This window comes from Psychrobacter sp. CX10 (assembly GCF_057621575.2).
Window position 1 is genome coordinate 1,357,932 of sequence record NZ_CM177736.1, and the last position, 21,061, is coordinate 1,378,992.

The following is a 21,061-nucleotide window of genomic DNA, read 5'->3' on the forward strand; positions in this document are numbered from 1 at the left end:
AGGAGCAATAATGAGCGCTGACAACACAAAACATGACAAGCCCTTAAATGGTGAAGACGACTTAACCAACCCAACAGAGAACTCGTCTGTAGAGGTTACGGTACGCATTTTAACCTTTAATATTTTTTTTGATGGGACGTGGAATAGTAAAGATAACTCAAACCTATATAACGAAATTGCACCAAAACAAGCAAAAAGCCTATCGGATAGAATGCATGAAAGATACAATCCGAAGTCTACGTTTGGCTCGTCTCTCAGCTTTGCACGAGCGCCAACCGTGGTTGATCAATTACATAGAACTGCAGATAATGACAAACCCCATGTTAAAAACTTATATACTGACGGCTCAGGCATCGAAACCAGAACTAAATCTAAAAATACTACCGCTCCAGTACCGGGTTGGAAGTATCACGCTGATAATGCGTATGGATCGTGTGTTGGCATGGGTGATACAGGTGCTAAAGATAAACTTAAGCGTATACTAGAGCAAGTACAGACGTCTTTAAATGTTTATGAGGCTGAACAGGCTGGTAAACCTGCCCAACTTGTATTTAATGTCTATGGCTTTAGCCGCGGTTCAGCGACTGCTCGAATGTTCTGTAAACGAATTTTTACTGATAGACGTAAGCCAGAGGTTAAAAGATTCATTGATCTAAAAGACTATCCAAATATCAACTTTAACTATGTAGGGTTATTTGATACGGTTTCCTCTATCGGCACCAATCACGATGACGATGTAAAAGAGGAAGGTCAAGAGCTAAACTTTACAATTGCAGACCATACTAAGGTCGTGCATATTGTCGCTGGAGATGAGTTTCGTCAGAAGTTTAATTTAACCAATATTGGTCAGTCCGTGCGTTCAGGGGTTGGATTAGAGTTCTCTATTCCTGGTTGTCATACGGATATTGGTGATGGCCTGAGTACTCTAGGTGAGTATGACAAGGAAACTGGTAAATGGGAAGTCATAGGTCGTAATGATGAAGAACAGGTTGTTCTAACCAAAAACCGTCATGAGCTTCCTAAGTTTGGATCGTCTAGAGAAAGAAGGTCTGAACCTACTTACTATAGAGACATCGACCCTGATCCTGACAAAAACACTGAGATGAATTGGTTTGGTAAAATCGTAACGTTTAAAGTTCTTGAACATCAAAGTAAAGCCTTTAGTGGGCAAAAGTATGCAGACTTTGACATTATGTTACAAGCCTTAAAAGCAGAAGGCTGGGCGGACAATACTGGTAAAGCCGAATATGAATGTATTGGAGCAACGTGTGAGCTTAATACCTGTAAAGTCAAAAAACAGCAGGCTGAACAAGAAGCCGCTGGATTAACACCCGTGGCAGAGGCTGAGACTGAATTATTTATTCGCTGTACAGGTGATAAAAACCAACTCATTGCGGATAGAAAACAAGTCTCGCCAGACTATCCAAAAATACCTGCACATCTCATGCTTGAATTTATCAAGAAATATTACGCCGACTATTATCTACCTAAAGAGCTAAAAATGTATGCCGTACCCGCTGAGTTATCCTCAAATTTTAATGAGCTGAAGACTCAAACATTAGCCTTAGACGGTAAAACAGCGTATATGGCTAAAAGTACCATGCATAGAGGCGATGGAAACCCGCAACAACTTTACATTACTGATTTAATTATCAAAAACCATTATTTACATATAAGTGCCAGTAATAGTGGCTTTCCATATGTTTGTGTACCTAATGTAGATAATAAGGAAAATCGATTTTACCGCATTGTCATTCAAGGTTAATTAAAATGAACCACTTTATGAAAATTATTAATACTATGATAATAAGTGTTTGCTTAATAGGAGTGACAGCTTGCAATGATTTGCAAAACTGGAATAGTAGCTATCTATCAGGAGGAACAGAATACCTATCGAATGAGCAAGGAAGTATGGTAGGAGATTGTAGAGGAGATAATTTAAGTCTCAGGCATGAACCATTTTCAGAAGCTGATAGATTTTGGCAATACAACAATTTACCTAAAGGGACGTTTCGATTTGTGTGTAAAGATGGCAAAGCTTACTTACCTTATAAAGTGACTGATTGTCAAGGCAACCTTATTGCAAAACAGCCTGGTGGTGTTGAAGGATTTAGAGCAAAGCATAAATTGAATAATGGGAATATGAGGTTTACTTGCAATAATGGCACCGTTACTCCTGTTCCATTAAGTAGCTTGCAATAAATTATTAAATATTTAATCTTATCTGGAGTGTAGCCCACAATTTTAAATCAGCTATATTAAAATTTTAATGATACTTAGCAAGCATATTGCTCATTACATAGTGAAAGGACAACCTCACATCTAACCACGAAATTTCGGTTAAATGAACAACCTATATCTTCCTAGAGATATAATACCACCCAAAGATTGTGAAGGTAATTCGCTAACCACACCACAAATTCGTAAATATTGGCGAAAGCACAACCTGCCAGTTGGTACAAGGAATTTGACTGCAGTACGGGGGTGCCGCTAGTACCTCAAGACAAATAAGCCATAAGAATAACAGGCCTCTCAGGTTAATCAAACAATAAGGACATTATCATGCAAGCGATTAAAGCTTCATTACTTACCACCAGCCTCTTAGGTCTAACCGCATGTCCGCCTACTGGACAGATTTTTGGCGGACAAATTGATGCTTTAAAAAATGATCAAGGCAGCTCATTATGGGAATGTAGAACTGATATTAACCCAGTAACTGGGCGACCTGTGTTCGATATCATTCCAAAAAGCTTAGCCAATACTTTTTGGATTAAACATAACCTTTCTAAATGCACTTTATATTAAGTTGGTGACGGTACTAAAGCCTATTTACCCAAAGATTTTTAAGTTAATTCGCTAACCACACCTTAGATTCTTAATTATAATAAATGCATACTACCTATATACCTATTTATTGTCTATAATAATTTAGCTTTTTTTAAATCATAGTTTAAAATCATACTTAGAGATATATCTAATGCCCCTGCAAACTGACCGTTTACACCAGTTGATCGTACAATCCACCGCTGTCTCTCCACATGCCCTCCTCCCTCTTAGTTTCACATGGCAAACCTTAATCAATACCTCTAATACTGCTCATATATTAGCTTATACTACCGAGCTATTATTACCAAACGATTGCGACGCACTACTAGGCAGCTCACTTTGTTTAACCACCCTCAATATATCCCGCAACGTAACCTCACGTACTGGCCTAATAAAATCTTTTAACTATCTATACTCTGATGGCGCCTTACACTTTTATGAGATACAAGTCGTCTCACCAGATTGGCTATTAAGTCAAACCACACATACCCGAACCTTTGTAGAACAGTCTACCTTAGACATTATTACCAGCATACTTAAGTCATATGACTTTAAATGGGAAGTCTCTGATGATTTAATGCAATTAGAGCAGTTTACTCGCACCCTCCCCCTGCGTACTCAAATTAACATTAGTGACAAAGAATTTATAAACAACCTATTGGCTGATATTGGTGTATATAGCGTCTGGGTTAGTGCGGACACTGTTGATAGCAATAGCATCAGTATAGATACCATTGGCATATGGTGCTTAATATCAGACTTACCGCAGCTAACACAGTTTGATGTTCCGGATGTGGACTACACCTATGCTCAAGCTTCGGTGCAGTCAGGTCATGATACTGTGCAGCAGCTGCAGCCTATGAATAAAAAGCTTGGCGCAAATGAAGTCACTGTACGCAGTGATGGCTTAGCCTTTGATACTATCTATGAGGGCACAGCTTTTGATGAGTCTTTATTATGCAGTGATAAAAGCGCAGTATTAATCGGTTCACCTTCTAGAATAGACAGTGATGATGCAGCATTAAAGCATGCCAATTTATGGGTTAAAGCCAATGCCTGCCACCGTGAATACTATAAAGCCACAGGCTCTATGCGCGGCTTGTATCTAGGCGCTCAAGTAACTATTAATGAGCTGCCCTCCATTGATATGTTAAGCAGTTATTGTATTGGTGCCCAAATCGTGGGCATAGAACCTGCGAGTAACAGTACCGCGTATCATCATAAACAACAGATCATAACGTGGTTAGACTCACACGGTGTGCCGATGCAAGGCAGCGAAGTGGCTTTTGATACAGGCGTCTGGGTCAACGCAACCCTACTTGACACCTCAATCCCGTACACGCCCTACCCAAGTGAATTATCTTTTGCCGCGCACACCTACTCAGGACTCACGCAAGCTCATACCGGTCAAGCAGACTCAAACAGCTACGACTCTACAATCACCGAGTCAGGTCTGCATAAAGTGGTCACTACCCCCGTATATGCAGGCATCAGTGACAATGATGATGGCATCACCCCGCCCCTTCGATCTTTGCAGCTCTCCTCAGGTGCCACGCACGGTTGGCAATTTGCACCAAGACTAGGTCAAGCGGTATTACTCACGCACTGGTATGGCGACATAGACAGTCCTGTTATCCTGCGTAGCTTATATGAAGGTATGGGCATGGGGGATATTGATGACAAAGATGTTACCTATCAATCAGGTGGTAAACCTCATCGCTATAACCTAAATGGCGGCGCCTCCCCGCGTTGGCATGGCGGCGCTTTAGGATTATCACAAATCGGTGACGATGACACCCATGCTGGATGGGTGTCAGGCATCAGTCAGTTTGGGCTCGATAGCGAGTCTGAGACTACCCTACTCTTTGATGACACGCCCAACAAGATAGGCATGCAGTGGACGGTAAATACTAAAGATCGCGCTAATGCCGCCACTCCGACTATAGGTGATAAAGGGGTATTTAGTCCAAGCGAGCATATGCTTGAGCTTGGGGTACTGCGTCACCGCTTTGCGAATCATCAATCCACTTCTACTGGCGATGGTTTTCGCTTGGCCAGTGATGAGGGGGTGCAAATCACTGGAGCCTCAGGCACGCTTTTGTCCACCTTTGATATTCGTCATTCTCAAAGCACGCATGAATCTGCTTGGGTGAATGATGCCGGTGTGCGTCAGTTAGAGTTAGGCTTTGAGCTAACGGAGGTGTTTGATGAGGCAAAGCAGGCGCATCTGCAAGCTCGTCAAGAGGTAGATGCCCAGGTGAAGGCATTTAAGGAGTCCGCTCAGGTATTGGATGAGGGCTTGGGTGCTGAGTCGCTAGGCGCATCTGATGTGATGCTTGTTAGCCGCGATAGTGTTTTGGCATCAAGTGGTCATACGTTGTTTACGGCCAAACAGGTGGTGCGTCAGTCAGCACTGACACAGTCGGATATGGTGGCTGGCCATTATAAGCTGCATGCGGATAGTTTAAGTAGCTTAGCTGGCGCTGGTGGTAATGCGGCTAAGTCGGGCTTTCATATCAGTGCAAATACTAAGCCGCTTGCGATACAGGCGCAGGGCGGCGAGCTGCAGCTACATTCACAGCTTGGGATGACGATAGGTAGCGCATCGGGTGAGGTGCATGTGAGCTCCCCGACTCGGATTAAACTGCAAACGAGTGGCGGGGCGTCGTTAACGATTGATGAGAGCGGAGTTAAGCTTGTGTGCCCAGGGACGATTAAGATTCAGGCGGTGAAGAAGGGATTGGTGAGCGGGGGTAAAGTATTTGCTCCTGTTATAGCTTTGCCGACTTCGGGAATGTTTAGTCGTCGTTTTGACTTTAGCCAACTACTAGATGCAGGTCTTTTAAAAGCAGGTAGAAAATATAAAGTTGTAAATCTTACCAAAGGTACTGAATTTTACGATGTAATACCTGAAGATGGCAGAACGCCTAGACTATTTGGCACAGAACAAGATGAGATTGAAGTTATTATCATTGGTCATGAGGATGCTGAAGAATTACTAATGATGGAAAATGAGATTAACAATAGTAATCAGGACCATGAGAACGAAGAATGCTGTGCTCTTGAGGAAGAGGACAACAATGTGGATGAATCTGATTTTGAAATCAATATAGATGATAATCTAGAGGATGACTACCATGAATTTGGTAATTAATGATTTGTTTAAAACGATACTTCTGCCCTTAATATTAGCTAACAGCTCTATAAGCTGCGTGAGTGCAAAACCTTTGCCAGAAACTTTAAAGTCTCCAGCAAAATCTATTATTATACAAAAGAACCAAAGTGACTTGGAAACAAATCAAAAGGTAAAACTTGAATTCAATACCATTCATGATTCTGAGGAGAAATGTGATCCAAATAACTTTGGCTTTACTTGGCAAAACCTTGAAGACGATCTAGCTTATTACGGAATGGGGTGGGACAAGATTCGCTGGCTAATGAGTCCTTATTACTGTACTAAAGTAAGAACATCAGGCTTTGATAATGTAATAATATATGAGTTGTATGATAGAAACAGTCCATTACATGTTTTTTATATATACGATACAATGAAAAATGAACGCGTTTTGGTAACAGTAACACGTAGCGATCCTCTTCAACATATCTCAGAAGGTAAACGTCAGTATTTAGGAGATATAGATAGTTTTCTAAAAGGAAAATTTATTATTAATCAGTATATAGACAAACAAAGTTATTAAGAATAACAAGTGGGGATATAATGAGCTTTGTAAAGCCAGTAAATAGAGTTACTTATCCATCTGATCGTCAAGGTTTTTTCTATGCATTGTCAAGTAGAGAAACTAGTTCTGATTTGAATCAGCCTGATAACAGCCCAATCAATATTGAACGTCAAAAGGTTCATAACCAGCCAGGTAATAGAGGTTATATAGGATATTTTCAAACTGGTGAAGCTGCACTTTACGATGCTGGTTTTTTCACTGTACCTTATCCATATAGTACTAAGAAAAACAGTCAATTTCAATTAGCAATTACGAATAATGATTGGGTTGGCAGTTGGACTGGTAAAGACGGAGTAAATTCTAAAGCTGATTATCTTAGAGGGAGACGTCATCAGTTAACCGCTATTAATATTCTTGTTAATAGAAACTGTGGCTATATAAGAAACGATAATATCAATGAGTTTTATGGTAAAAAAATGAACGGGGTTGAATTAACAGAATCTGGTTGTATTGCTGCTTCTCATTTAGTCGGTTTTGGATCATTAAAGAAATATGCTTTATCTAATGGAAAGACAAATATAAAGGATGATAATAATACTAGCGTACAAGATTATATGGATTTGCTAAACTACTACGATATGGAGTCTTGTTGTAACCGTAAAATATATGTAAAAGTTGTAGAAAACGGTGAGCCTGTATCAGGTGTTATAGTAAATATTGAGTCAGAATACAAAGAAGGTAAATACTACTCTCAAATAGGTAAAATTCAGAACTCCTATACTACCAATGGTGAAGGAAAAATCCCTGTAATCGTTCGTCACCCTGGTGCGGTCATTAAAGTTACCATCAATGGTAAATCAAAAACCATCGTCCAAGAAGCCAGTAGAACCCAAGATTATGTTATTGACATAACAGGTAGTATTAAGGTTAGAGGTAGGCTAGATAAACCAGGTAACCCACAACCGCGCCCCTTACCAGAAAAATCACCACAGGATCAACGTAATGAATTAAAAAATAAACCACTAACACAATCGGCTAGTAAAGAGGCTAAAGATGTCACTTTTAACCTATCAATTATTGAAGCTGATACTAAAAAGCCTATTACCAATATGCGCTATTACTTGATATATAAGGGCAATTCAAAAGAGCATCGCACTAATAATCAAGGCATAGAGTCTGATATAACTGCAACTGAAGGAGAAGATATTGAAATATGTGTTGCTGGTAAGGACAAATTGCAAGCAGTAGGAGACTTTATAGTCAGTAGCAATCATGAAGGCAAAACGATTAAAGTTCCATTACCCGTAGAATCCTTTAAACTAAAAGTTATTGATGAAGACAGATATGTTGTTAAAAATACATATTTTATGATTTTTTATAGGGGTCGTCAGATTATTAAAAAAACCAATTCTCAAGGTTTTTTCAATCTAAATATGTTAGTAGGCTTCGTTTATGGATTTGGACAAACTAACGGTATAGAGCTTCTTAAATTAAGATGCTTAAAAGGTATTGATGAACAGCCTATAAAAATTAATGCATCAGCCAAAGCCACTGCACTTAGAATTAATATTATGCGCGGCACATTAGGGTTTAACTCTAATGACAGATCCACTTCCAATACGAATTCAGATACGAAGAATAGTAAGCCATCTAAAATAGAGAGTGAACCTGTTGCAATACAGAAAGTAGAGTCTAATACGCAAACTAATGGTAATCCTGTTACTAGCGTCGTCACATCACAGCCTACAAGTGATACGACAAGATATCATATTTATTATAATGGTAAAATTAAAAGGCAGAACGCAAATGCTACTGGGTATGCAGAGTTCATCTACTATGATGAAAATGGGGGTAAGCATAATTTGGGTAAGTCGAAATACATTCGTACTCCCAGTCTTAAAGCTGGAAACATTCCAAATGGAGGTAATATTTATTTGGTAGACGAAAGAAAACATGACAGCTATATCAGCTCTGATAAAAAGTTAGGATATAAATGGCACATTCCTGCATACATAGGTAAAAACCTTAGGGAAAGATATTACTTAAATGGTTTAACTATGGCTGGTACACTTGGTACGTTAATGAAAATGGGATATCAAGAATATGAGGGTACTGGTTGGAGTAATGTCAAAGCTGAGTCTAAAGGAAGTTCATCTCATTACAATGGACGTGCAGGAGATTTTCGGTACTTAGGAAAAAATAATGCTCATAGAAAGGGTGCTGTACATACGAGTTATAAGACTTTTGATAAACTAGAAAATGAGAGGTGGGTAAAAATATTTAAAACCTACGGATTTCAAACATTTTATACAGGTACTTCAGCTACAAGTGGTGTTCCCGCATTGAAAGGAACAACCTACTGGAAAGGCCACCACGATCATCTACACTTAGGTAATCAAGGTTCAGCAGCTAGTTTAAAATCTCGTGGTATTCTGGAAGATATTTAAATAGGACATTTATAATGAAATACTTATTATTACCTTTGTTTTGTATTACGTTATCGGCATGTAATGTGAGTAATGAAAGCACTGCTAAAATCGATACTAACGATGCTATTAAGATCAATGCGAATGATACTGCAAAGATTAATAATAAAGACGCTATTAAAGTTGATTCAAGTGACAATGGTATAGTCGAAGTTTCAGATAACAAAGCATCAGGATGTCATAATACTATACCAGATTGGCAAATTAAAGAGCTTGCAGAAGTTCCTTGTTTAAAATTACCTATTTCAAATCAAGACTTCCTAGATATAAAAAAGTTTAATAATGGTATGTTAGATGTTGAAGGCGATACAAAATACCCAAAATCTCAAGACTATTACAAACAAATATTGCTTGGTCTCATACCCTACGATGATGAAGAAACGTTTCTGATTAGTTTTAGCAACGACCAGTACGAAGATATGTATCCAAATCAGTCATTTCACATTACAAAAGTAAAAAAACACAATGAAGAAGGTAGTCTTTATACTTTAGGTATTTATCCTCTAGGACTTGTAAATTATGACTTCCAGGACAGCGAATTAATCAAACTAGGCATAGACCCAAATGAGTTTGCAGATATCGATTTCAATACTCTTGGACAAGAAAATATCCCTATAGACGATGTTTGTATGATGAATTTTATTATTAATAAAGATTGGACACTAACTCGTTCTTATTCTTGCCAGAATAGTCAAGCCACTAAAGAAGATATTGATAGTTTCAAAGAACAATTCGGTTTTAAGTATAAATTAAATGTTACCGATTTGGGTTTGAACTATGAGCGTGTGGATTAGATAATTAAGCAATATAAAATTAAATGAGTATAAGTTTAAGATTATTTATTAAATATAAATACCTATAATTTCGTTATATGAGATTGATAGCGGTAAGGTTTTGAATATGATTATAATATTTAATTTTCGCTTTTTGGCTAAGCTTTTTAGCCACGATTGCAGCGGATATACTGTAAGTTAACATAGGCTGCTGTAGTCATATTGAGTTAGCACGCGAAGCAAGTGACATCGCAAGCCATTACCACTGCTCTATGCTGGCGGACAGATAGCAGCGTAAAGCGTGAATAGCTACAATAATAAAACATCATCTAAGCCATTCACTACCAGCATTCAAATCACTCACCCGCTTGCCCACTATTCATTCTTTATCCCCTTACTGCTTTGACTCAACCATAATTGGCATAGAACCTGCGAGTAACAGTACCGCGTATCATCATAAACAACAGATCATAACGTGGTTAGACTCACACGGTGTGCCGATGCAAGGCAGCGAAGTGGCTTTTGATACAGGCGTCTGGGTCAACGCAACCCTACTTGACACCTCAATTTCGTACACGCCCTACCCAAGTGAATTATCTTTTGCCTCGCACACTTACTCAGGACTCACGCAAGCTCATACCGGTCAAGCAGACTCAAACAGCTACGACTCTACAATCACCGAGTCAGGTCTGCATAAAGTGGTCACCACCCCCGTATATGCAGGTATCAGTGACAATGATGATGGCATCACCCCGCCCCTACGATCTTTGCAGCTCTCCTCAGGAGCCACGCACGGTTGGCAATTTGCACCAAGACTAGGTCAAGCGGTATTACTCACGCACTGGTATGGCGACATAGACAGTCCTGTTATCCTGCGAAGCTTATATGAAGGTATGGGCATGGGGGATACTGATGACAAAGATGTTACCTATCAGTCAGGTGGTAAACCTCATCGCTACAACTTAAATGGCGGCGCCTCCCCGCGTTGGCATGGCGGCGCTTTAGGATTATCACAAATCGGTGACGATGACACCCATGCTGGATGGGTATCAGGCATCAGTCAGTTTGGGCTCGATAGCGAGTCTGAGACTACCCTACTCTTTGATGACACGCCCAACAAGATAGGCATGCAGTGGACGGTAAATACTAAAGATCGCGCTAATGCCGCCACTCCGACTATAGATGATAAAGGGGTATTTACACGATAAATGTAAAAAGCACTGATGATTACTGTGCAGATAGGTATCCTAAGTCTATTTTAACAACCGATGGCGACTGTGTTTGTAAAACCTATGATTTGATTTGGGGAGCAAAAGTAAGCTGTGAGTTTAGAAAGAAAGTAATTGAAATATGTCAAGATCTTTGGCCTGAGAATTATCTGAATATGGCTAATAATTTGATGGCTATATTTTCATGGGAAACTGGAGAAGAGTTTAAAACAGGAACTGCCAATAAGAAAAACTCTGGAGCTACCGGACTCCTTCAAATAATGCCTGATACTTATAGAGGACTAACTGGTCAAGAGCCCATAATGGAAACAGTCAATGTAAATGGCAAAAACCTACAACGAATTAAACAGCTCGCAGATATGTCAACAGTTGAATATCTTGATATTGTTAAAGATTATTTTGAATCTTTAAGAGGCAAGAATATTGAGTTCATAGATCTTTATCTAAAGGTTATATTTCCTGTTTCTAGTATGAAACCTGAACATGTTGTTTTTGCCAAAAGTAATGATTTATTGGATCTTCCTAATGAGTCAGCATATATTAAGGGTTTGCGTGTAGATAAATTTTCAAGAAACAACATGGATAAAAATAATGATGGTAGAGTAATGAAATCTGAAATTGCACAGTCAGTGAATTATCATCTTACAAATGGTGAGAATCATAAAGAGTTTGGAAGCTGTGAAACTAAAAGTGTTATAGAAAAACCTGAATCTGAAATCATTGATTGTCCATCTAATATAGATAACTGTTTTTGCCTTCAAAATAAAAAATTACCAATGGAATCTGGTTTTTTAAAACATTCACGTATTATCAAACATCATACTCCAAAATTAGAAAGACGAGATTATAGCCAGAAAATTAAAAATATTATTCTACATAGAACTGTTAATAGTTCAGCTCAAGCAACATTTAATTCTTTTAACAGAGGTGCAAAACCTTATGGCACTCATTTTGTAGTAGATAAAGATGGTAAAATTTATCAAACTGCAAACCTAAAGAAACTTACTATACACGCTGGTAACGCTAATCCTTATTCAGTAGGTATTGAGGTAGTTGGAATGCCTTTAGCCGCAGATGGCAAGACAACAATGGGTACTAAGGATCGGCCGGTGGTCAGATGGGAAAACCTAACTACCGATCAGACCCAAAGTGTTGCATGTCTTACAAAGTATTTACTAACTCATTTTGACTTAGCTAAATCAGCTATTGAAGTACATGAAGATGTTGCAGCTAAAACTGAAGGCGAAGGGAGGACTGTATACAATGCAATCAAAGATTACCTATAAAATCGTCATTATTATGACATTAGGGTTATATTTAAATGCATGCAAGTATGATAATCAGACTAACAACTATTCAACAATTTGTGTAGATGAAGATACATCTATAGAAAATGATATCCCTAATGAAGGAATAAGTTGGTCATTATCAACTCAAGATTTAAAAGATATAAAATCTCTAATAGAGAAGCACCCATATGACTTCATATATGCTAGAAATTCTATAACCACTTGTGAACTATCTTTTGAAGGTATTGAGATAGACGGTAAGTTATGTAATGTTCATTTGAATGCTGGTGCTTATGGTATTACAAAATGTGGTAAAGAAACTGAGTATAGTTTTGGTTGCTATGATAAAAAATGCAATAAATTTTTTCCTTTTCCCTTTGTAGAACAGGAGTAAATATAAAAGGACTACATAATGAAGAAACTTGTATCATTGATGATTCTGTTTAGTATACAAGCTTGTAGCGATAGTGGTACTCAGATAGAGAATACTATTTTTCCTGAGCAGAGTACTATCACCTCAACCTCTAAAATACAAAATAAACAAGTTAAAAAACAAAATAAATCAAACATTATTCCAGAAGGTATTTACTTCTCATACAAGATTTGCACAAAAGACAATTCATGCCAATTTTTCAAACCTTTAGAAAAAGATGGAAAGTTTTTTCTATCAAGAGATCAGGATTCAAATGATAGTCAGTATTACTTGACAGTGAATGATAATGATAAATATCTATATAGTTTAAAGTTCGTGGATGAAGAGTCTAGAGACGTCGGCGTTTGGGCTAAACTACTAGAATCTAAGCATTCACAACTATCTTATAAAGTTGAATCAATTGAACAGATCATGGGTACAGATTATATGGGAAGGTATGACAACGATGATATAGATAAGAAACTAGCAACGATTTCTAATAAAACAGGGTTAATAGAGATTGGTAATCCCATTCAGGGTAATACGATACCTACACACGAGTCTATAAGATTTATAGCGCTTAATGATGACTACAAATTAGAATGTGACAGCTACATGAAGGAGTATGATAATATATCATATGATTTGTACGAACAGGGTAACATGGCTGTCGGCTACCACTTCTATTATGAATGTCTTGCAGGAGAGAGCATCTACTTCTATAAAATCAATTAACTCTATCACAATTAACAAACTAGAATCTAAAGTTCATTTTTCGTTAATTAAGAGTAGATAATCCTGTGTCAACGCTTTTAAAGAGAATTAAGGCTTTGATCTATGACTGTTAAAAAGAGTTACCACCTCAAAAAATAACACCTAAAAGTAAAAACTAACTTCCATTACATGATTATTTTATTAAATATTTAATTTTCGCTCTATGGCTAAGCCTTTCAGACACGATTGCAGCGGATATACTATACTAAACGGTAACATAGGCTGCTGTAGTCATCTTGAGATAGCGCGTGAAGCAAGTGACATCGCAATCCATTACCACTACCCCATGCTGGCTGACACTAATATCTATTATCATTGAGATTACTGGAAATCCTAATAATCATAGTTATTGAAAACCATATTTTTTGAAGTTCTAAATATGTGGATATTCAACATTACACTACTTTTAACTCTTTGATACAAAATTAGATTCAATATTTAACAAATATATTAAAATTAAATTTATATAGATTTTATTAAAATTAAATAAATTTTGATAGATAATTATTACATACAAATTTTACATTCATTAAAGCCAATATTTTAAAGGTCCCTAAAATTGACAAAAAATCTTTTACTTTTATCGCTGATTCTTGTTATAACATCCTGCACAAATGATTTAGATATAGAAGCAAATGAAATTAATAATAATCGATTAAAACAAAAAAGTGATAGAGATTTAATATCTCTAAAATCTAATAATGCTGATATCACTCTTATGGATGTTAACCCAAACATTTATTACAATAAAGATTCAAACAAAGTTTCTTTAAGATATAAAAATAAAAAATATATTTTAAATACTTTTGACAACAAATCATTTTTAAATATTGTTATTGATAATAAGTATGTAAATAATAATATCGAAATAGATTATGATTCAGATTTTAATACTAACTCAAAAGACGATCATAGAAAAATTAGTTTATTTACAAATGGTGACGATAGTTTACAAGTTTTATTACTACCCACTTACGTTGAAGAATATCCATCCCATTTGATTATCCCTATAGATGAAAGTGGAGTCATAAACATTTACATGGTTGAAGTTTTAGAATATAAATTGTAACTATCCCCTAAAATAACACAGCTCAAACGTAGAATTTCTTATAAAATACCCATAAGGAGTTTTAACATGAGCAAACGAATGACTGAAACCCAAATAGTATCAATTTTAAAAGAAGCAGAAGCTGGAATACCTGCCAAAGAGCTGTGCCGTAAATACGGTATTGCTAGTTCAACCTACTACAAGTGGAAGTCTAAATACGGAGGTATGGAAGCCTCTGACGTCAAGCGACTAAAAGAACTAGAAGAAGAAAACCGTAGGCTTAAACAGATGTATGCTGATTTAAGCCTCAAATCACAAATGCAGGAAGAAATCATAAAAAAGCTATAGCGCCTGTCCTTGAACGTAAAGTCTGGGCACAAGAACTGCAGGCGCAGTATGGTGTTAGTATTGTGGTTAGCTGTCAGGTGGTCTGCATGAGTCGAACTGCTTATTACTACAAGCCTAAACTATCTGATGACAGTGAGATTATTGATGTCTTAAATGAGCTTACTGACAAGCATAATCGCTGGGGTTTTCCAAAGTGCTTTAAGCGTATGCGAGCACTTGGCTATTCATGGAATCACAAGCGCGTACATCGTGTTTACAAAGCGTTAAACTTAAACCTACGCCGTAAGACTAAAAGGCGACTGCCAGCACGCAATCCTCAGCCGCTAAGTGTGCCAAGTGCATTTGGGCATACTTGGTCTATGGACTTTATGAGCAATAAGCTACATAACAATATTCGCTTTCGAACCTTTAATGTGATTGATGATTATAACCGTGAAGTATTAGGCATTGATATTGGTACCAGCATCCCCTCACTTCGAGTGATTCGCTACCTTGATCAGCTAGCCGAGTGGCATGGTTACCCTAAGCAAATTCGTGTGGATAATGGTAGTGAGTTTACCTCACACGTATTCACTGATTGGGCATCGGCTCACGGTATTTACATTGACTATATCGAACCTGGTTGTCCTTATCAGAATGCTTATATTGAACGGTTTAATCGCAGTTATCGCAATGAGGTTTTAGATTGTTACCTTTTCAACAATTTAAACGAGGTCAATCAACTGACTGAAGATTGGATTGAGGTTTATAACACCCAAAGACCCCATGATTCACTTGATGATATGACACCTGCCCAGTACAGACAGGTGGCTTAACGATTCTACGATGATGTTGTGTTAAAGATGGGGTATTTACAAAATGTTTTGATTTTGATAAAATTATAGTTAACTCAGATTTTAATATAATTAAAGTTGGAAATAAAGAAAATGAAGTATGTGAGATAAATCTGTTTGGAGAACAAAATATTTCATCAAACAAAACTAATGATAATAGTAAATACATTTCATCTAACAAGCTAAAAAGCCTCTATTCAGATAACGATTATAGTATTAACAGTTTTGATCTAAATGCAGATGGTTTAGAGGATAAAGTTATTACACTTAAATCTTATAGGAACGATATTGATAATGAGAAAAATTTAAAAGTATACATTAATGCCGATAACGATACATATTACAATGATTTAGAGTTTTCAAACTTTACATCTGATGGAGTTGTTTCTCTGAGTAAAATTTTACCTAGAAATAACAACAACGGATTTATAATTCGTAATTATTTTAATAGTGGTGATGGGAATGTTTATTTTTATTTTAGAAAAATAAACAATAAATGGGCAATTACTAATTATATCTTAGAATCTACTACTAATACAGGTGTTGATTTTTATTGTAATGAAGAGATTAACCGTTTCATTTTGGATCCAAATTATTTTAGATATGGAAGTGTTATAGACTATCCAGATAGTAAAAAAATAGAATTATGCCCTACTTTACCAAGTACATACATAGTCACCTTAGATAAAGCTGAGGTACTAACAGAAGACTTTGAAAATAGAAACCCACCCCACTATTTTATCAAAGGCGATACTGTAGAAGCCCTTGACCAGAACGAAGACTGGGTAAAAGTCAGTTATAAAATTAAGACTAAATTTGGTTGGATTGATAAACGAAATTTAAAGCCTATTAATTTATATCAATATCCTCAAACTACGCCCTAATATAATATCACGTAGATTCGATAATGGTAATCACTCCATAAACAAAAACACCTAAAATCACAATCTAACAGCTCTCATATAGCGACTTTATTCATATCTTTTATTTATATACAGTGGTTAACTTGTGATGCGGTTTAGCCACGATTGCAGCGGATATACTGACTGGCTTGGCGAATTGCGGGCGGTTAGTTTTACGCTGGTATCGAGACAGCAGGAACAGCGTAAACCATAGCGCCCGCTTCGCCTAGCCGGACAGATAGTAGCGAAAAGATACCATCTTATATGTCAACTCAAATTACTATCAAATAGCAACTTGAGGTTTGTATTTGCTTTGGTGCTTTATCACACCATAGCAAATCTGTAATAACTTTCTCATACCTGCAATCAAAGCCACTTTTTTGCATTTTCCTCTCTTCAGCAGTCGCTCATATAGTTGCTTAACATCAGGATTGCAACTAATTGCAGATAAAGCACACATAAACAACTTCGATCGTAGGTTGCCATCCCCTTTTTTACTAATACGGCTTCTCTTTTAAAGATTCCTGACTGTATATGTATAGGGGTTAATCCAACAAATGAGGCACATTGCGAAGCATCCTTAAAGTCCTTAGATAGGAGTAGCGACAATACATTCGGTGCGACTGTCTTACCTATGCTTGGAATGCTAACTAGGTTGTCATAGCCTGACTTTAAGTCAGGATGATTATCTATGTGTTTATCTATTTTGGCTTGGATGATATCTATTTGTTCGTTATAAGTGTCTATCACTTGTTTTATAGATTGGGCGATATCGTTGTCATAGCTTTTTCTAGATTCAACTTTTTCTAGACGGTTGCTTTCTCGCTTTTTATCAGCCTTGAGCGTGTCTAAACGGTCTAGCAGATACTTGAGCTTTCTCACGTGCTCAGGTTCTGGCTGCCATGCTTTAGGGTGCCTTGTATAGGCGTATTGCGCGAGTACGTACGCGTCTTGTTTGTCGGTTTTGTGATGACTGCCGATGGCACCTGCAAATTGTTTGGCATATGCCGGATTAATAACGGCTACTGTGTAGCCTTTACTGTGTAGATCATAGGCTAGGTTCTCATAGTATATGCCTGTGGCTTCCATGATGATAAGACATTCATCCGGTTTCTTGTTTGTGCTTTGCTTAGCTAGCCATTTGGTAAAGATTGCAAAGCCTTTTTCGTCATTAGTAAAGGTTTTGCTGTGGGCTTTGTTTTTAACCTTTTTACCTTCTTTGTTTAGCCATGTTGCGTCAAATTTAGCTTTGGATATGTCAATTCCAACGTATACTTGATAGGTCATTTCTTTGCATTTCCCTTGTGAATACAGTGTCTCTTAGTTTTATTTTCTAAGGCACTTTGATACCATTCAATCTAAAGAAATGCAGGTAGAGGGCTTTATCTTTGAGTCGAGCTCTTTGGCTATAGCGGGATCACTAGCTCACTCTACCTGCTACCATAGCTAAGGTTAAAACTTATCTATGGCTTTTTTAACATACAAGCGGGATTGGCTACAACAGTTACACATCCTCCAAGCCATTCACTACCAACACTCAAACGGCCCCCTACACTTCTACCAGCATGATGTCGTCAGCCCCGACTGGCTACTGACCCAATCGTGTCACACCCGTACCTTGCCCTCAGTGAGTACTATCTTGCCGCAGGTGCGATGCGTGGTCTACATGTTGCAAACTAAACCAAGGAGTTAGTTATAAACTGATTAATCATATTAAAAACCCTAAGTTTGAAGGTGTTCTTAATGAAAATTGACAAACAGCTCAAGTGTTTGAAGATAAGGCTGATAACGTAGAGTTTATATTGGATAGAATTTTAATTAGAGAAGATGATAGGTTTGAGTTAACTACTTAAGATGACGAATATAATCACGATGAAGGCGACAGTGGATGTTAATCTTAATAATTTAACTATATAGGAAATGGGTATGGATACATTTAAGAGGTACAAAGATTTTAAGATAATAAAATTTATAAACAATATATTTAAATTAGCTATATTATTTATGTTTGTTACGCTTAGCTATAAAGTTAGTGCTCAATCAAATACAACGTTTGAAAAATATATTTTAAACAACTCTGGTGACTTAAAATTATTTGAAGTCCATGCTAAAACCTGTGCCATTAATACTTGGGATTATTGTTTCACGTCTGTAATCGTTTTAATAAAAGACAAGTTTACACCTAATTCCTATCAAGTTATTGATGTCATTACAGCTATACCTTCTTTAGAAGAAATTAATACAAGACTATATGCAGATACTCGTACTAAAGAATACTCTGCGTTCGAAAGGTATTCGTTTATACTTGGTGATTTTAACTTTGATGGTTATACGGATTTTGCACACATATCGGGTTTGTTTGGTGCTTATGGTAGCCCTTCATATACTTTTTACATATAAGATAAGAATGATAGAACGTATAAATCTAATTCAAACTTTTCTGAACTGACTATTGAAGGTAGAAATGTACCAAAATTTAACTACGTTAAAAAAGAAATAATATCTACTGAAAAAGCTGGAGCTGGAAATCGTTCAAGCTACTACCATGTTAAATCTAATAAACCACAGCTATTAAAATAATTGAACGTGATTACATTGTTAAAGCTGATAAAATATATTTAAAAACTACTATAAAAACCTTGAATAATAAGAATGTATGGACAACTGCTATTAGTTACGTTGAATATATAGAAGGATAATATTGGCTCTAAAATATGGCTACTAAAAATTTAAGATCTCAAAATCAGAGTCTGAAAGAATTATTATAGAGCATCAATACGGAATAATGTTATGAATAAATTTTTAATCAGCCTAGTACTTGTTAATACATTCTTGGTTGTATCATGTGAGTATACTACTATTAAAGATTATAAATCTTCAGCAGGTTTACAGGATATTGATAAAGCTATAAATGTACTTTATAAACAAAAAATCAAACCTAAATACGATAATATAAATCAAATAATAGATTTAAATGATTCATTTAAAATTAAACTTCATGATTATAAGGCGAATTTAGAATACACTTACCAAAATAAGTTAGTCGGTGATAAAGATATTTATTTTGATTACATATACAGTGAAGATATTGAATCAGCTATACCTAAAATTTACTTATTCAGTGATAATAATTATGGATTCTTATTCTATCCATCTAGCACTGAAGAGTTCCCTACATTTTCTATAACACCTTACTCAAAAACCAAAATAGAAGATGAGTACACCATTGAGATGAAATCACACCAATGTTTTGATTTCAATAAAATCGAAGTTAAGGGAAATAAGGTAACAAACATTTATAAACAAGACCTCAGATGTGATTTTAAAATTATAAAGAATAGTCTCAATAAAGATTTTTCTACAGCGTTAATTGAAGAAGATTTAATAAAGAATAACTCGCAATATACAAACTCTTTAGATTCAGAAGGGTTCAGTATCTCGCAGATAGATAAAATATATAAAAGCGGCTTATATAAGATTTATACTTTTGATGTTAATGAAGATGGTATAGAAGATAAAATAATCACTAACATAAACGATAATCAAAATAGATTTCAAGGTGATCATCTTATTGTCTATTTGGGAAATAAATATAAGAAATACCAGCTTAGTTTAGATACTTCAAACTTTACCAGCGATGGTGTTTACTTATTATACGATATTTTACCTCGTCCAAAACGTAATGGTTTCATTTTGGGTACTTACTTCTCCAGCAAGGGTTATCCAATAAATCGATACTATTTTACGTTTAAGAATAATGATTGGTATATATCTAAAACCACGACCCAGGGTCATTCACCGAGTGGACATAATTATTATTGTATTGATCATGAAGAAACTCAAGTGGCGGATTATATATCTAATATAAGTAGTTCAGGCAATGATACTGTTCTCGCTAATGAATGTCCTTTATTACCCACTAAGTATATCGTTACATCAAATAAATCAGAAATACTAACCGAAAGTTTTGAATATAGAAATACAACCAATTATTACATTAACGGGGATGTTATAGAAGCATTTGACCAAAATGAAGATTGGATAAAAGTAAGCTATAAAAACAACACAAAATTCGGCTGGATTGATAAACGTGACGTAAAGCCTATTAATTAATATTGATACCCCACTCCCAGCTCTTTATATATTTTTGAGAATTAAAAGCTTATAAAGGTAAGCCCTTTAAAATCATGAGTAATAAAAGAGTTGAGATTAGGGTATAAATATAAACCGCCTCGTTTATATCATATAGATAATTACTTAAATCAGGCTTCATTGATTGACAGAGTTAAACTATGAACCGCCCCGTGATTGTCGGAGACCTAACGCTCCTATAGATTACGACTATGACAACACGAAACTACACTCCCGAGATTTAAGAGCTAGCCGTCCGTATGCTAATTGAAGCTAAAGACGACTATCCATCCACATGGTGAGCCATCAACGCCATAGCGCCAAAGATAG

Annotated in this window: 16 protein-coding genes and 1 pseudogene; 16 read left to right on the forward strand and 1 reads right to left on the reverse strand. The window is 36.4% G+C overall.

The window, feature by feature from the left end:
- Nucleotides 1-10 precede the first annotated feature (10 nt).
- The 14 genes from AC21OH_RS05565 (at nt 11) to AC21OH_RS05630 (ending at nt 16,582) form a co-directional block, all read left to right on the forward strand.
- On the forward strand, nt 11-1,765 hold the full coding sequence (locus AC21OH_RS05565) for a phospholipase effector Tle1 domain-containing protein (protein ID WP_491140303.1): 1,755 nt from the start codon (nt 11-13) through the stop codon (nt 1,763-1,765).
- A gap of 62 nt (nt 1,766-1,827) precedes the next feature.
- Nucleotides 1,828-2,202 carry a hypothetical protein gene (locus AC21OH_RS05570; protein ID WP_491140293.1) on the forward strand — a complete coding sequence of 125 codons (375 nt, stop codon included), beginning with the start codon at nt 1,828-1,830 and terminating at the stop codon, nt 2,200-2,202.
- Between the two features lie 360 nt (nt 2,203-2,562).
- Nucleotides 2,563-2,805, forward strand: a complete 243-nt coding sequence (locus tag AC21OH_RS05575) for a hypothetical protein (RefSeq protein ID WP_487371715.1) — start codon at nt 2,563-2,565, stop codon at nt 2,803-2,805.
- Between the two features lie 172 nt (nt 2,806-2,977).
- Nucleotides 2,978-5,980, forward strand: a complete 3,003-nt coding sequence (locus tag AC21OH_RS05580) for a DUF2345 domain-containing protein (protein ID WP_491140306.1) — start codon at nt 2,978-2,980, stop codon at nt 5,978-5,980.
- Entirely contained in the window at nt 5,964-6,524 is a 561-nt protein-coding gene (locus tag AC21OH_RS05585; protein WP_487371538.1) for a hypothetical protein, read from the forward strand. The genes AC21OH_RS05580 and AC21OH_RS05585 overlap by 17 nt, the downstream gene beginning before the upstream one ends.
- A 20-nt stretch (nt 6,525-6,544) precedes the next feature.
- Nucleotides 6,545-8,953 carry a hypothetical protein gene (locus tag AC21OH_RS05590; RefSeq protein ID WP_487371539.1) on the forward strand — a complete coding sequence of 803 codons (2,409 nt, stop codon included), beginning with the start codon at nt 6,545-6,547 and terminating at the stop codon, nt 8,951-8,953.
- Between the two features lie 14 nt (nt 8,954-8,967).
- On the forward strand, nt 8,968-9,786 hold the full coding sequence (locus AC21OH_RS05595) for a hypothetical protein (RefSeq protein WP_487371540.1): 819 nt from the start codon (nt 8,968-8,970) through the stop codon (nt 9,784-9,786).
- A gap of 347 nt (nt 9,787-10,133) precedes the next feature.
- Nucleotides 10,134-10,973: a hypothetical protein gene (locus AC21OH_RS05600; protein ID WP_487371541.1), complete on the forward strand. Its 840-nt coding sequence runs from the start codon at nt 10,134-10,136 to the stop codon at nt 10,971-10,973.
- 176 nt (nt 10,974-11,149) lie between these two features.
- Nucleotides 11,150-12,280, forward strand: a complete 1,131-nt coding sequence (locus AC21OH_RS05605) for an N-acetylmuramoyl-L-alanine amidase (protein ID WP_487371542.1) — start codon at nt 11,150-11,152, stop codon at nt 12,278-12,280.
- Nucleotides 12,258-12,677 carry a hypothetical protein gene (locus tag AC21OH_RS05610; protein WP_487371543.1) on the forward strand — a complete coding sequence of 140 codons (420 nt, stop codon included), beginning with the start codon at nt 12,258-12,260 and terminating at the stop codon, nt 12,675-12,677. Before AC21OH_RS05605 ends, AC21OH_RS05610 begins: the two co-directional genes overlap by 23 nt.
- A gap of 18 nt (nt 12,678-12,695) precedes the next feature.
- The gene (locus AC21OH_RS05615; RefSeq protein WP_487371544.1) at nt 12,696-13,430 is read left to right on the forward strand and encodes a hypothetical protein; all 735 of its coding nucleotides are present in this window, start codon (nt 12,696-12,698) and stop codon (nt 13,428-13,430) included.
- A gap of 598 nt (nt 13,431-14,028) precedes the next feature.
- On the forward strand, nt 14,029-14,538 hold the full coding sequence (locus tag AC21OH_RS05620; protein WP_491140310.1) for a hypothetical protein: 510 nt from the start codon (nt 14,029-14,031) through the stop codon (nt 14,536-14,538).
- Nucleotides 14,539-14,604: 66 nt separating this feature from the next.
- Nucleotides 14,605-15,680 (forward strand): IS3 family transposase gene (locus tag AC21OH_RS05625; RefSeq protein WP_491139564.1). Its coding sequence is split into 2 segments (ribosomal slippage): nt 14,605-14,860 and nt 14,860-15,680, totalling 1,077 coding nucleotides; the frame shifts between segments, so codons are not numbered across the junction.
- 599 nt (nt 15,681-16,279) lie between these two features.
- On the forward strand, nt 16,280-16,582 hold the full coding sequence (locus tag AC21OH_RS05630; RefSeq protein ID WP_487371718.1) for an SH3 domain-containing protein: 303 nt from the start codon (nt 16,280-16,282) through the stop codon (nt 16,580-16,582).
- 301 nt (nt 16,583-16,883) lie between these two features.
- Here AC21OH_RS05630 and AC21OH_RS05635 read toward each other — a convergent pair.
- Nucleotides 16,884-17,887, reverse strand: a pseudogene (locus AC21OH_RS05635) (IS110 family RNA-guided transposase).
- A gap of 639 nt (nt 17,888-18,526) precedes the next feature.
- Here AC21OH_RS05635 and AC21OH_RS05640 point away from each other — a divergent pair.
- Both AC21OH_RS05640 and AC21OH_RS05645 read left to right on the forward strand, forming a co-directional pair.
- Entirely contained in the window at nt 18,527-19,000 is a 474-nt protein-coding gene (locus AC21OH_RS05640) for a hypothetical protein (protein WP_487371631.1), read from the forward strand.
- Nucleotides 19,001-19,390: 390 nt separating this feature from the next.
- Nucleotides 19,391-20,713: a hypothetical protein gene (locus tag AC21OH_RS05645; RefSeq protein WP_487371632.1), complete on the forward strand. Its 1,323-nt coding sequence runs from the start codon at nt 19,391-19,393 to the stop codon at nt 20,711-20,713.
- Nucleotides 20,714-21,061 lie beyond the last annotated feature (348 nt).